At 55.8% G+C, this 14548-nt stretch carries 10 protein-coding genes and 1 tRNA gene; 10 read left to right on the forward strand and 1 reads right to left on the reverse strand.

Features of this window, described 5'->3' with window-relative positions:
• The first annotated feature begins 11 nt into the window (after window positions 1-11).
• The 10 genes from B2310_RS11145 (at window position 12) to thiH (ending at window position 13717) form a co-directional block, all read left to right on the forward strand.
• Window positions 12-3884: a hypothetical protein gene (locus B2310_RS11145; protein ID WP_290731546.1), complete on the forward strand. Its 3873-nt coding sequence runs from the start codon at window positions 12-14 to the stop codon at window positions 3882-3884.
• Complete coding sequence (locus B2310_RS11150) at window positions 3881-4720, forward strand: deoxyribonuclease IV (protein WP_290731550.1); 840 nt, start codon at window positions 3881-3883, stop codon at window positions 4718-4720. Before B2310_RS11145 ends, B2310_RS11150 begins: the two co-directional genes overlap by 4 nt.
• A gap of 67 nt (window positions 4721-4787) precedes the next feature.
• Window positions 4788-4860, forward strand: a tRNA-Asn gene (locus tag B2310_RS11155).
• Window positions 4861-5003: 143 nt separating this feature from the next.
• Window positions 5004-5405 (forward strand): hypothetical protein, encoded by a 402-nt coding sequence (locus tag B2310_RS11160; protein ID WP_290731553.1) that lies wholly within the window; start codon window positions 5004-5006, stop codon window positions 5403-5405.
• Between the two features lie 51 nt (window positions 5406-5456).
• On the forward strand, window positions 5457-6827 hold the full coding sequence (locus tag B2310_RS11165; protein WP_290731556.1) for an MBOAT family O-acyltransferase: 1371 nt from the start codon (window positions 5457-5459) through the stop codon (window positions 6825-6827).
• A 91-nt stretch (window positions 6828-6918) separates the two neighbouring features.
• On the forward strand, window positions 6919-8088 hold the full coding sequence (locus B2310_RS11170; protein ID WP_290731559.1) for an FISUMP domain-containing protein: 1170 nt from the start codon (window positions 6919-6921) through the stop codon (window positions 8086-8088).
• Between the two features lie 464 nt (window positions 8089-8552).
• Complete coding sequence (gene scpB / locus B2310_RS11175) at window positions 8553-9260, forward strand: SMC-Scp complex subunit ScpB (protein WP_073113677.1); 708 nt, start codon at window positions 8553-8555, stop codon at window positions 9258-9260.
• Window positions 9260-11872 carry a DNA mismatch repair protein MutS gene (gene mutS, locus B2310_RS11180; RefSeq protein ID WP_290731562.1) on the forward strand — a complete coding sequence of 871 codons (2613 nt, stop codon included), beginning with the start codon at window positions 9260-9262 and terminating at the stop codon, window positions 11870-11872. Before scpB ends, mutS begins: the two co-directional genes overlap by 1 nt.
• A gap of 46 nt (window positions 11873-11918) precedes the next feature.
• Window positions 11919-12428 (forward strand): hypothetical protein, encoded by a 510-nt coding sequence (locus B2310_RS11185; protein ID WP_290731565.1) that lies wholly within the window; start codon window positions 11919-11921, stop codon window positions 12426-12428.
• A 20-nt stretch (window positions 12429-12448) separates the two neighbouring features.
• Window positions 12449-13717: a 2-iminoacetate synthase ThiH gene (gene thiH / locus B2310_RS11190; protein ID WP_290731568.1), complete on the forward strand. Its 1269-nt coding sequence runs from the start codon at window positions 12449-12451 to the stop codon at window positions 13715-13717.
• Between the two features lie 3 nt (window positions 13718-13720).
• Here the strand turns inward: thiH and B2310_RS11195 are convergent, their stop codons facing one another.
• The gene (locus tag B2310_RS11195) at window positions 13721-14545 is read right to left on the reverse strand and encodes a type II secretion system protein (protein WP_290731571.1); all 825 of its coding nucleotides are present in this window, start codon (window positions 14543-14545) and stop codon (window positions 13721-13723) included.
• Between the last annotated feature and the right edge of the window lie 3 nt (window positions 14546-14548).

A 14548-nucleotide genomic window follows, 5' to 3' on the forward strand; every position in this document is an offset into this window, starting at 1 on the left:
AACGGTGCGACATGAATGTTGCTTCCGCGGATGATTGGTGGATGCTTAATCTGGAGATTCTGGAATGTAAAGTGCTGTGTGCAGAATACGACACGCTTCAGGTAACCGTCACTTCGGATATCGAATTTGACGAGTCCGCTCCGGATTCGGGGTGCGTCCCTGCGTTCGATGCGGTCAACTTTGCGGGCTCCTTTATCCTTAAGGGCGACGAGGTGCACACGATATCCAATATCTGCATGGAAAATACGGCGATGGCCGATTCCTACGGCATGTTCAATGTGGCTGAACATGAGCTGGTTGTGCGAAACTTGAGGTTCAGGAATATCCGTGCGGATGCCAAGGGCGCAAAGTATTTTGGCTTGCTTGCCGGCCGCGTCGATGGAAACCTGCGTCTCGAAAACGTGCTGTTCGAGAATGTCCGGGTGAATGTCGATTCCGCGTCGTCGTTTGCGGGAGGCCTTGTCGGTATCGTTTCGCCGCCCGAAGAGGGACCCGAGAGGGGTAAGGCGGTCCTTTCCAATGTCGTGGTTCGCGATTTTGTTGTGAACAGCAGCTCGAAGAAGGCGGTGGGCGGTCTCCTCGGCTATGTGCAGGATTCGCTTACGGTGATGCTCTCGAGCATTTCGCTTTCGATGGAGCAGGGGCGCATTGACGGCGAGGTGGATGCCAATACGGCTCTGTTCGGTGGCGTTGTCGGCATGGCGAACAACATGACCCAGTTTGTCATGGATACGCTTAATGTGGATATTTCTATCGCCGGGGATTTCGATGCGAATACGGAAGCCGTGAATATAGGAGGTGTCGCGGGGAAGATTGCGTCCGGCGGATTCCTTGCCGCGGATGCGGTAGTGAACGGACGCATCAAGGCGTCTTCTTCGACACTGTTCGATACGGACCATTTCTTTGCAACCGTATTTTATGTGGGCGGCCTTGTCGGGCAATGGAAGGCTGTCAATTCCGATACCTTCTGGGTAAACGGCGGCTCGGTCAATGTGGATATAGGCACCGATAGCCTGCTTGTTCCGTTCCTGGACGTGGGCGGTATCCTGGGCAACGCCTTTGTCGACGACGAGAAGGCGCGTCCGCTGGTATCGGTTATGAATGTCGGGTATGACGGAAAGATGGACTTCGGATTTGCGAACCACGTGCAGCGCATCTATGCGGGCGGATTCGTCGGCGACATCCACAGCGAATCGGGATATTTCTCTGCCGTTATCGAAAATGTCAAATCCGCTCCGGAAATGCGCGGCTTCACTTTCAGCGGTGCGGCGGGAAGCCTCGTCGGCCGCATGGATGCCCAGGCGGTCGGAATCAGGAATGTGCAGGCGTCGGGAAAAATCGGGATGCAGATGCATAACCAGCTTTATGATGCCCGGTCCCCCTTGTATTTGGGAGGTCTGGTCGGTTTTTCCGAGAATGCGAAATTGGCCGTGAGGTCTTCGTCGTATTCCGGGAGCCTGCAACTTGCGGTGCAGAGGTCGTCTATCGATACGGTGACGGCGTGGAAGGCGGGAGGCCTCGTGGGGTTTGCTTCCAAGGGATTCCTGCTGGTGGATTCCTCTTTCTTCGCGGGTAGGGTGATGGCGACGAATGTTCCCGGGCGTCTTTCTTTAGGCGGCCTGCTCGGGGAAACGGATACTGCGGATTCCCTCGTTATTGAGCGCTCGTATGCGGTCGGCAAGCGCGATACGTTGATGGATGTCCGCTTCCAGCCGGCTGATACGGGATCTTTTGCCATCGGGGGCCTGGTTGGAAATGTTGGCAGGGTTCCTTCTGTCAAGATTCGGGAGGTGTTCGCTAGAGGAGCCATGGTGCTTCGCGATACGCTGCTCACGACGGGGCAGGAATACATGAACCTGGCGGGGATTCTCGGCCGTGACGACAGCACGGTGAAGAATGCGGATTTCCTGATGCAGGACGCCTATTATCGTGGCGGTTTCGACCTGGATGGTTTCAAGTGCCAGCGTCAGCCCTTGATTTTCGGCGTGACGGCTGCGGCAAACAAGCGTGCCTATGTCAACGCGGTCTATGCGGTCGATTTTACGGGGCGTGCGCGGGAAGCGTCACAGGTAAAGCAGAAACTGATCGAGGTGGTTGCTACGGAGCCTTCGGATGAGTTTATCCTGCAATATCGCGGAGAGAAGGTCCTGGTCGTAATGGATTCTGCTATTTTCAGGGATGTGCTGAATGGGGCCGAAGAACGTGAAGCCCCTGCTTGGGATTGGGACGAAAACAAGAACGATGGCCTTCCGTGGCTTGTGTCGCTCCCGAAGTTTGATGCGTATGACGGTGGCGTCGACACAGTTGAAGTGGTTCCCGAAGAAACCGATGCGCTTGATACATTGATCCAGGTTGTGCGCTGCGAATCCATCGAGGTCTACGCATCGGGCAATATTGCGAAGGTCGATATCCGCATCCGCAACGAGACTCCGTCGCCTGTCGTGATGAAGCTTTCGCTTGTCAATGGGGCGGATTCCGCCGTTGTCGATACGCTTGTCGTGAGGACTCCGGAAGATTCCCTCGACATTTTCGTCTTCCGGGATATTCCGAAGGGGAACTACAGGGCGGTTGTCACGCTCGATACGAACACCTTCGAGACGACGGAATGGAATGTTGCGGGCGGCGTAACCCTGATGGCGAATTCCTGGACGATGGTGGCGCTCGGTTCTGTCGAGAAGGACTCCGTGAAGGGTGTGGCCGGCCTGACGGCCTACCGTTGGGACGAGCGCGCGAAGGTCTGCGATTACTGGCAGTATGTGCCGTATGCGCTGGATGATGCCGTGGAGGCGGTCGATGGCTTCTGGGCCTATTCGAAGTCGGAACTCGAGCTTCCGATGAAGGCTCCGGATTCCGTTGCGGATTCCCTGCGTTGGAAGTTGGAACATGAATTCTACGGCTGGAACATGGTCGCGAACCCTTATCCGTGGGCGCTTTCGACCGGCGATGCTTCCGATTTTGAGAATGCGGAGGGCGCGGAAAGCCCCCTGTGGGTGTGGAATGCGGATAAGCGTGACTATGACCCTGTTTCCGTGTTGCCTCCGTTTGGCGCGTTCTGGGTCCATAGCGATAGCGAAAGCGTCCGGGCGGTGTCGACGGAGCCGGTATTCGGCAAGGAGCCCGTGGCGACTTACGGACATGTCGAGCATGTGGCGGTTGTCTCGCTCGAAAAGTCGCTCCGGAAGGCGGCTCGCGGTTCGTGGAGCGTGCGCTTGACGCTGAAGGGCGAGGACGGCAGCGAGGATGCCTGGAATGTTGTCGGGGTCGGTAGCCGTAGCGTGGATGTCGCCGAGCCGCCGGCAGGGATGGCGCCGGGGGTTAACCTTTCTATTTCGGGTGGGAATGACAGCACGCGTGCACTTGCGAAGAGTGTTCGGGCTGCATCGGCCATGCCTGCCGGCGGGAGCGTCTCTTGGACGCTCGCGGTTTCGTCGGCGAAACCGCAATCGGCGTTGCTCGGCGTGGAAGGCCTGGCAGAACTTGAAGCGATGGGCTATAGCGCGGTACTTGTTGTTGATGGCATGGAGCGCGTGTGCGCAGCGGGCCATCCGGTGAAGCTGGAACTTTCTTCCAGGGTGGCTAAAGCCGAATTCCGTGTTGTCCCGAAGTCGGCGTTGCCCGCCGTTGCCGCAAGCTCTATCGGGAAAATCCGCTTCGTGCGGTCTGCTGGTAGTCTGGACGTCGCTTTCGAAGCTCCGGGAACACTTGCCGGGTCTAGGTCCGAGGTTCGCCTACTCGACTTGCAGGGCCGTATGCTGTCGCGTGCGTTTGGCAAGGTGCAGCCGGGCATGAACAGCCTCTCCCTTTCCGTTTTCGGTCGTGGCGGCGTGTTCGTGCTGATGGTCAAGGCCGGAAGCGAAACCCGCTCCATGAGGATTCGTTTGTGACGTTCTATATCGGTTGTCATCTTTCTAGTGCTGCAGGCTTCAAGGCGATGGGCGAGGATGCCCTCTCCATAGGGGCCAACGTATTCCAGTTCTTTACCCGTAACCCGCGCGGCGGTGCCGCGAAGCCTTTCGATAAGCAAGACGCGGCGGCGCTTGTGGACCTGATGCGCGAAAACAAGTTCGGGCCCGCGCTTGCGCATGCACCCTACACGCTGAACCCGTGTGCGGTGGACCCGGGGTTGCGCGACTATGCCCGCGACGTGATGAAGGATGACCTGTGGCGTATGGACCACTTTCCGGGCGCGATGTACAACTTCCACCCTGGGAGCCACGTGAAGCAGGGGGCCGAAAGGGGCATAGAACTGATTGCGGAACACCTGAACGCGATTCTGCGACCGGACCTGAAGACGCTTGTGCTCCTCGAGACCATGGCGGGGAAGGGGAGCGAGGTCGGCCGTACCTTCGAGGAATTGCGCGCGATTATCGACCGGGTGGAACTTTCGGACAAGCTCGGGATTTGTCTCGATACCTGCCACGTGCACGACGGCGGCTACGACATCGTGAACCGCCTGGACTGGGTGCTGGAACAGTTCGACAAGGTTATCGGGCTGAAGCGCCTGCACGCGGTGCACCTGAACGACAGCAAGAACCCGCTCGCGAGCCACAAGGACCGTCATGAGGTTATCGGCGCGGGCTTTATCGGGCTCGAGGCGCTTGTGCGCGTGGTGAGCCATCCGGCGCTCCGCGACCTGCCGTTCTACCTCGAAACCCCGAACGAACTCCCCGGTTATGCCGCCGAAATCGACCTTATGCGAAAAAAACGCAAAAATTTATGATTTTTTCCGCAAAATCCCCTTGACAAAGGACGTTGTTTATCTATATTTGGGGGCGTCTAACAGACGATGCTTCATAGCTCAGTTGGTAGAGCCCGCGACTGTTAATCGCGTTGTCCTTGGTTCGAGTCCAAGTGAAGCAGCTTAGAACCCCGTTCGAAAGAGCGGGGTTCTTTGTTTTCTTTTCTTGTCATCCCCGCGTAGGCGGGCGGACAGCACTTAACAACTTGTTGTTTAGTGCGCATGGCCACCAAGGTGGGGATCTCCTTTTTGTATATTTCATCCTATGTTCAAGAAGTTTTTTATCGCTATTCTCGCTGCTGCGGCTTTCACGCTCGCGGCTGACCCCGTCACTGTCGAAGCCCGCCTGACCGAAATCCCGGGCAAGATGCCGAGCAACGACCTCTACAGCTACGTGTACGTGTTCAAGTACAAGGTGCAGAAGGTCGTCTCTGGCAAGCTTGACGCGAAGGAAATCCTGGTGGGCGTGTACAACCCGCTTATCGCTCGCGGCAAGGTCAAGGACAAGATGGCCGACAAGAGCAAGGGCAACGTGAGCGAGTTCAAGGCGAAAGCCAAGCATACGCTTAAGATTGTGCCGCTCGAGGGCAACTGGGACGGAGCCGTGGAAGACGAGTATTTTGATGACGAATCCCCGCGCTATCTCGCGATTGAAGTGAACGAATAGGCTGTGGTCTTCTCTTCCCAGATTTTCTTGTTCTACTTTTTGCCGACTTTTTTGGTCGGGTACTTTGTGCTGTTCCGCGCCGGTGTCAAGCATTCCGGCCTGAACTTCTTCATCACGATTTTCAGTTACATCTTTTACGGCTGGCTCGAACCGTGGCTCGTATTCCTGATGTTCGGCTCGACGCTCGTGGTTTACGTGAGCGGGCGGTTCATCTCTGCGCCTGGCGCTAGCAAGCGGCAACGCAATTTGGCGCTCCTTGCGGCGATTGTAGTGAACCTCGGCGCGCTCGGGTTCTTCAAGTACTATATGTTCGGCATGGGCGTCATCAACGATGTGGTGGCAAAGCTTGGCTGCGAGCCGTTCTCGGTGATGACGGTGCTTTTGCCGGTGGGCATTTCGTTCTATACGTTCCAGTCCATGAGCTACGCAATTGACGTGTGGCGCGGCACCGCCCCTCCGGTCAAGGACTTCGTGACGTTCGCCTGTTACGTGGCGCTGTTTCCGCAGCTCGTGGCGGGCCCGATTGTGCGTTACAATACGGTGGCCGAGGAACTTGCGACACGCACGCATACGCTCGAGAATTTCGTCCGCGGCATCATGTTCTTCAGTTTCGGCTTTGCGGAGAAGATTTTCCTCGCGAACCAGGTGGGCATCATCGCCGATCGCGTGTTTGCGGCAGACGCTCCGGGCGTGCTCAATACGTGGTGGGGTAGCCTTGCGTACATGTTCCAGATTTACTTCGATTTTTCGGCGTACAGCAACATGGCGATTGGCCTCGGCCTGATGCTCGGGTTCCATTTCCCACGCAACTTCAACGGCCCGTACCGCTCGGGGAGCATTACCGAATTCTGGAAGCGCTGGCATATTTCGCTCACGAGTTGGTTCCGCGATTACCTCTACATCGCTCTCGGTGGAAACCGCGTGGGCAAGAAGCGCCTGTATTTTAATTTGTTCATGGTCATGTTCCTGAGCGGCGTGTGGCACGGCGCGAACTGGACGTTCGTTTGCTGGGGCCTGTACCATGCCTTCTTCATGATTGTGGAACGTGCGAACAACAAGAACGCGCTTTACTACAAGGCGCCCCGCGTGGTGCAAATCCTGATTACGCAGGTGCTCGTGCTGTTCGGCTGGGTGCTGTTCCGTGCCGATAGCATTGGCGAGGCGTGGCGCATGTGGAAATCGATGCTCGGGCTTATGCCGGTGAGCGGCGCCGACGCCATCCTTACGGCCGAAATCTTCACGCCCACGTGCATCGTGTTCATGGCGGTGGCAGCCCTGCTTTCGTTCTGGAAATTCCGCAGTTTCGACTGGTGCAACGAGGTGAAACCCTGGAAGGCCGCAGTCGCGCTCGGGCTCTTTGTGCTCGCGACACTTGCGCTCTTTACCCAGAGCTACAACCCGTTCCTGTATTTCCAATTTTAACACTTCGCGGCCAGCAACTGTCTAGGGTGTTGCCCCGTGTTATGTTATATTTTCATTGGTATTTTGGGATAAGACTGCATTTGGAGGATAAATGAGGCGTTCTTTTCTCGTTTCTTTTGCGATGTTTCTTGCTGTTGCGGGACTCTCCTTGACGGCATGCGGGGACGATGATAGCAGTTTCGCCCCGCGGGACGAGGATTCTTCTTCGTCCGTATGCGAGGACTGCGACGAAACGACATCGTCATCGTCTGTCATCCCCGCTTCGAGCGGGGATCTCCAGTCCTCCTCTAGCAAGAAAGAAACAAGCAGCAGTTCGAGCAAGGAGATTGCTTCGTCGTCTTCGACTCCTCGCAATGACAATTCAAGCAGTTCTGTGAAGTTTTCTTCTAGTGAGGAAAAAGACAAATCGTCATCAAGCAAAATACAGAGTAGTAGTTCTGAAAGGTCGTCTTCTTCGAATATAGCCTCTAGTAGTAGTTCCGTAAAATCGTCGTCATCGAGTGTAAAATCTAGTAGTTCTGTTGTTTCGTCTTCCAGTAAGGATGTTGCGTCTAGCAGTAGTGAATATGTGCCATTTGACCATACGGTGACCTTGGGGGCAATGAGGGACGAGTACAAGACCTTTGTCGACGAACGTAATGGCCGCAGCTACTACTACATTACGATAAGGGGCAAGAACTCTAAGAAAGAGGTGGATTCCGTGACTGTAATGGCTGAAAACCTCAATGTCGGCAAAATGATTACATATGTAAAGGATCAGGCTGACGATACGACGATTGAACGTTACTGTTACGATAGGGACACCACAAATTGCGACCGTTACGGGGGGCTCTACCAGTGGGCCGAGATGATGCAACTGCCTAACGATTGCAACACTAAGAGTTGCGCCGACTTGATTCAGCCGAACCATCAGGGAATTTGCCCGGATGGATGGCGGCTCTTGACCCAGGAAGATTTTTACATAGTGCTTCATGCCGACGGCAATACGCATGGAATTGCGGGGGTTCGATCCTCGTATGGGTTTAACGGGTTCAATTCCACCGGCTATTCCCTCGTCGGCGCCGGGTACGTATGGGATCGCAGACTTCAAGGATTAAAATCATCCACAGCTTGGTTCTATCCGGAGGAAGGTCGTGAAGGGTATGTTGAAGGATATGCCCTTGCAATGGGAGCGAACAATACGGAAACTGAAGCTTCAGAGGTTTTCTCTCAGCTTAAGACAAACGGTTTCTCCGTTCGCTGTGTTAAGCTAGAAGAATAACCACAAATTTTAAGGGCATCTTCCTGCAGTTTAATGCGGACCCGCAATTCGCGAAGGCCGAAGTGTCTAACAGCCACGAGGCTTTCGCAGTACCCGCTTCGAAACGTTCCTGCGATAAACAGTCTTGCTCCGGAGACACACTCGTGTTTCTTTGCGGAGAGAGGGCGTTTTGCTAAGCAAACACTCGAACGAAGTGAATGTGTTTGCGTGCGAAATGCCCCTCGAAGCAAACTATATTATGAAAAGCGTTTATGGACCCTATCGTCGTTTCACTCCTCCAGGGTGACAGATGAAGGTATGGAATGGGAGATCCCCACCTTGGTGGCCATGCGCACTAAGCACTAAAGTGCTAAGTGCTGTCCGCCCGCCTTCGCGGGGATGACATTGGGGTCCAGAATGGCAATTGGGGCTGGGAACGCCCAAAAAAATGAAAATCCGGCGTGTTTTTTACTATCTTGCCTTATATGAGTGAAAACCCGCAGAATGTAGAAGAGGCCGAGGAAGTCGAAGAAGAACTTCCGAAAGTGGAAAGCAGCGAGGACCTTGCCCGCATTATACAGGCTATCGTGTTCGCTTCGCCCGACATTGTGACGCTCAAGAAGTTGCGCGAGATTCTGGGCGACTTTCTGGATGCCCGTACCGTGTCGGATGCGCTCATTGCTGCAAACGATTCGCTGAACAAGATTAATTCCCCGTTCGAGATTGTGGAGCAGGCGGGCGGCTACCGTTTCCGCACGCGTGCGAAGTACTACCCGTGGGTGCGCAAGCTGTTCCCCGAGGCGAATGCGCGCCGCCTGAGCCAGGCCGCACTCGAGACCCTCGCGGTGATTGCCTACCAGCAGCCCATCACGAAGGCCGCCATCGAGCAGGTGCGCGGAGTGTCTTCTGTAGATGGCCCTATCAGGAACCTGCTCGACAAGGGCTTTATTGCATTGGGCGCGCGCGCCGAGACTGTCGGCAACCCCTATACGTACGTGACGACCCAGGAATTCATGAAGTATTTCGGCATCAACCGCATTCCCGAGGACCTGCCGCGCCTGCGCGAGTTCAGCGAACTCCTGGAAGCGGGCACGCTCGTGCCGCAGTACGCCAAGCAGGAATCCGAACCTACGGAACCTGTGCCTCCGGAAGATAACCCGGAACAGATTGAACTTTCGATGGGAGACCTGTAATGGCTGTCACCCCGTTGATGCAGCAGTATTACGAGATCAAGAAACAGAACCCTGGCTGCATTTTATTTTTCCGCATGGGCGACTTCTTCGAACTGTTCGAGGACGACGCCGTGGTGGCATCGAAAATTTTAGGACTTACGCTCACGAGCCGCAACAACGGCGCCTCGGGTGCGACTCCCTTGTGCGGGTTCCCGCATCATGCCGCAGACCGCTACGTGCCGAAGATGGTGGCGGCGGGCTACCGCATCGCGATTTGCGAGCAGGTGGAAGACCCGAAGCTCGCGAAGGGTATCGTGAAGCGCGATATCGTGGAGATTATCAGTGCCGGCACCGCGATGGACGAGTCGAACCTGAACGCGAAGGAGGCAAACTACCTGTTTGCCTACGTGCCCGCGGGTAACGATGCCGCGTTTGCCGTCGCCGACGTGACGACGGGCTACCTCGCCGTATGCAGGAGCAGCGTGCAGGCTTTCGAGTGCGAGTTCAGCCGCCGCATGCCCAAGGAAATCGTGATACCCGAGGGGGCGGTGATTCCCTCGAGCATCATGGACATGGTCAAGGCGGATAACGTGCTGGTGACACAGATTCCCGAATTCATGTTCGGGGAGGAGCAGAGCCGCGACGTTCTGTTTAGCCACTTCAAGGTGGAATCGCTGGTGGGCCTCGGGCTCGATGGCCGCGAATGCGAGACGGAAGTCGCGGGTGCCCTGATGGCCTACCTGATGGACCAGAAGAAGTCCGAACTTTCGCACTTTACGACGCTCGAGATCTTGAATCTCGACGACTACATGACGCTCGACCCGAGTACGCTCAGGAACCTGGAACTTACGCGCCCGCTGAATGCGGACGACTACTCGAGCACGCTCTGTTCGGTGCTGGACCACACGGTGACTGCGATGGGCGGGCGCACGCTCAAGGACTGGGTGAGCCACCCGCTGATTTCTGTTTCGCGCATCCAGGAACGCGAGGAGGCTGTCGCCGAACTGGTACAGAACCCGGTGGCGCTTGACGAACTGAAGGAATCGCTCACGAGCATCCTCGACATGGAACGCCTGATGGGGCGTGTGGGGAGTGGGCGTGCCAACGCGCGCGACCTCGCGGGCATGGGCCGTTCGCTTTCGCAGGCATCTAAGGTGGCCGACGTGCTCGAGGGTCTGCGGGCCCCGATTTTTGAAGGCCTGCGCGAGACGCTCGAACACGCGCGCGGCCGCGGCGAGGAACTGTTGGCGCAATTCAACGAGGACTTGCCTCTCACGGTGCGCGAGGGCGGTATGATACGCCCTGGCGCGAATGCCGAACTCGACGCAATGAACGCCGACATCAAGGAAAAGCGCGAATGGATTGCCTCGCTGGAAGGCCGCGAGCGCGAACGCCTCGGAATCCCGAGCCTGAAGGTCGGTTACAACCGCGTGTTCGGCTACTACATCGAGATTACCAAGGCGCAGATGGCGAAGGCGACAAGCCCCATCCCCGAGGAATATATCCGCAAGCAGACGACGGTGAACGGCGAACGCTACATTACGCCCGAGATGAAGGAATGCGAATCCATCATCAGCAACGCCGAGGTGAACATCCACGAGCTGGAATACCGCATATTCTGTAGCCTGCGCGACCGCGTGGACGGCTGGCGTGCCGAACTCCAGGAGATTGCCGACGCGGTGGCGAAGGTCGATACGCTCTACAGTTTCGCGCGGGCGGCCCGCAAGTACAACTACGCGTGCCCCGAGGTTTTCGAGGGCTCGGGTATAGAAATCCGCGGCGGTTTCCATCCGGTGATTGTCGCCGTGAACCCCGACCTGGACTTTATCCCGAACGATGTTTCGCTTTCGCCCGATGGCACGCGCCTGATGCTCATCACGGGCCCGAACATGGCGGGTAAGTCGACTTACCTGCGCCAGACCGGACTCATCGTATTGATGGCGCAAATCGGCTGCTTCGTGCCGGCGGAATCTGCCCGCATTGGGGTAGTGGACCGCATATTCACCCGCGTGGGGGCGAGTGACCGCCTGAGTCGCGGGCTCAGTACCTTCATGGTCGAGATGATAGAGACCGCAAATATATTGCGGAACGCGACTCCGCACAGCCTTGTGCTGCTCGATGAAATCGGGCGCGGCACGAGCACTTTCGACGGGCTTTCCATCGCCTGGGCGATTGTGGAGACCCTCCACGACGAGCCCGCACGGCAGGCGCTGACCCTCTTTGCGACGCACTACCACGAACTCACCGGGCTCGTGGAAAGCCTCGAGCATGCGGGCAACTTCCAGGTGGCCGTGCAGGAAAAGGGCGACAAGCTGGTGTTCCTCCACAAGATTCTCGCGGGCGCCTGCGACTCGAGCTACGGCATCCATGTGGCCGAGATGGCGGGCCTCCCGAACAACGTTGTCCGCAGGGCGAGGAAGATACTTCTCCGGCTTGAGAAGGAAAAGATTGACCCGAGTGATGGCGCCGTGAAGAAGAAGCAGAAGGAACACCCGCAGCTGGACATGTTTGCACCGCCCGACGAGAACACGCAGCTGTTGAAGGACGAAATCCGCAGGCTCAAGCCCGAGGAAATGACCCCGATGCAGGCGCTCCAGCGCTTGATGGAACTGAAGGAAGCGTACGGGAAATAACTGCTATGCAAGGAGATCCCCGCCTTCGCGGGGATGACGATGTTGTATGATAGACTTTGCTGCCATAATGGAACATGCCTTCGCGAACCGTCCGTACCTTTCGGACGTTCACGGCATCGAGCATTGGCACCAGGTGGAGGCCAACGGGCTCCTGCTTGCTGGCCGCGTTGCCGGCGTGGATGTCGACGTCGTTCGTCTCTTTGCCATATTCCACGACAGCAAGCGCTTTGACGATGGTCACGACCCTGAGCACGGCGCACGCGGTGCCGAATTCGCGAAGGAATGCCGCGAGGCTAAGCTCTTTGAGATAGAAGACGAGCGCTTCGACAAGCTTTGCCATGCCTGCAAGTTCCACACGCACGAACCGAAAAACGGCGACCCGACCATAGACTGCTGCTACGATGCCGACAGGCTCGACCTGGGCAGGGTAGGGATCCCGCTCGACCCTGAAAAGATGGCGACCAGTTTCGGGAGCAGGATTGCGAAACAGTCCCGGAAAGAAAGCGTGTCGGTATTTGCCATGCGCCAGTGGCTGAAGAATCTGGAATTGAAATAGGTTTCGGATGGTGTTTTGAAATGGAAAATCAAGAAAGAAAAGACAACAATTACTTGTTCGATTCCGGGAATCTCTCGGAAGGGGCTCTTGCAAAAAAGCACCGCCTTGAAAACGATCCGAGTTCCCGTACTAATATAATGGATTATCTGCCCGGCATGGAAGTGATCCAGTCGGACATTGCCGATAAGGTTCTCTCCGAGTCCGAAAATTTCGATTATTCTAAATACACCGGCAAGGACGTAAAGCGCGCTCTGGAACACGAACGCTGCACACTGGAAGACTTCAAGGCGCTCCTTTCTCCGGCGGCCGCCCCGTATCTCGAGCAGATGGCCGCGAAGGCGAAAATCGAGACCAGCAAGCACTTCGGCAACAACGTGTACTTCTTCACGCCGCTCTACATCGCGAACTACTGCGAGAACTACTGCGTCTATTGCGGGTTCAACTGCTACAACCATATCAAGCGCATGCAACTTTCCATGGAGCAGATCGAGCACGAGATGAAGGTCATCGCCGACAGCGGCATGGAAGAAATCCTGATTCTCACCGGCGAAAGCCGCGCGAAAAGCAGTGTGGAATACATCGGCGAGGCCTGCAAGCTGGCCCGCAAGTATTTCCGCATGGTAGGCATTGAAGTTTATCCGGTGAATACGGACGAATACCGCTACCTGCACGAATGCGGCGTGGACTACGTGACGGTTTTCCAGGAAACTTACGACAAGGTTCGTTTCGAACAACTTCACCTGATGGGCCATAAGCGCGTATTCCCCTACCGTTTTGATTCCCAGGAACGCGCCCTCATGGCGGGCATGCGCGGGGTGGCATTCTCTGCACTCCTTGGCCTTTCGGACTTCCGCCGCGATGCGCTCGCATCGGCACTCCATGTGTATTACTTACAAAAGAAGTATCCGCATGCTGAGATGAGCTTGAGTTGCCCGAGACTGCGCCCGATTATCAATAACGACAAGATTGACCCGCTCGACGTTCACGAAAAGGAACTCTGCCAGGTGCTCTGCGCCTACCGTATCTTCTTGCCGTACGTGGGCATTACGGTTTCGAGCCGCGAAAGTAAGGAATTCCGCAACGGCATCGTGAAAATCTGCGCGACGAAGGTCTCTGCCGGCGTATCTACGGGCATCGGCGACCACGAAAGCAAGTACAGCGGTCACGACGACGGGGAAGGCGGCGACGAACAGTTCGAAATCAACGACTCGCGCAGCTTCAACGATATGTACGGCGACATTTCGGGCGAAGGCTTGCAGCCCGTGCTGAACGATTACTTGTACGTGTAGCGGTTAGTAACTGAAATTCGCGCAGCCTATGTCTCCATAGGTCGAGAAGCAGACACCGTGGTCGGAGAGAAGAGCTCCGCCTTTTGGGTTTGTTTTTGATTCGCGCATTTTCATTGAAGCAGGAAGCAAGGCGACCTCTACGGAGCGACTTGTCGGCTCCATCCCTGTCCACTGGAAACTCACTGTCACACGATAATTAGTGTTGTTTCCGCCCTGGTGTTGTATTGCATCCAGACCAGCCTCTTTTCCGTGATTCAACAGCTTGCTGATGAACAAAGGTTCTTTGGGATAGGACCGATATTGATCTTTACCATTAACGTCTTTATACTTGTACGTGATATATGTATCACCACCTTTTTTTAAGTCTTTGCCACTATTTCGTGCATCGAGAATATCTGCGACGCCATAAAAACCAGCCTCATTCAGAGCTTCATACCATATTCCACTGTTTCCGACCAGTTTGCTGAATTCTGAGCCTTTGTTGATGCTGGTGTGGGCACTCTGTATATTGTTGGGATGGTTTGGATGCATTTCAATAACGAACAAGTCTACACCGGTTGAACTAGCCAATTTAGTACTCAACTTGCTGCGATTCTGGGAAGCAAAATCACCTTTGAACAAAGCTTCTTCATCTTCAATCAGTGCCCTGTTCAGCGCGTCCCTCAGATAGAACAGTTTCAACAAATCAATTTTTTCTTTTGATCTTTCGACCAGCCCGAATATACTCGGTACGGCCACTGCAGCAAGTATCCCCATGACAACGGTCACCACCATGACTTCGATCAGGGTAAAGCCCCTGCGACCCTTATTTTGCGCTTGCATGTGCATCGT

Source organism: Fibrobacter sp. UBA3629 (genome assembly GCF_002374005.1).
Taxonomy (GTDB): domain Bacteria; phylum Fibrobacterota; class Fibrobacteria; order Fibrobacterales; family Fibrobacteraceae; genus Fibrobacter.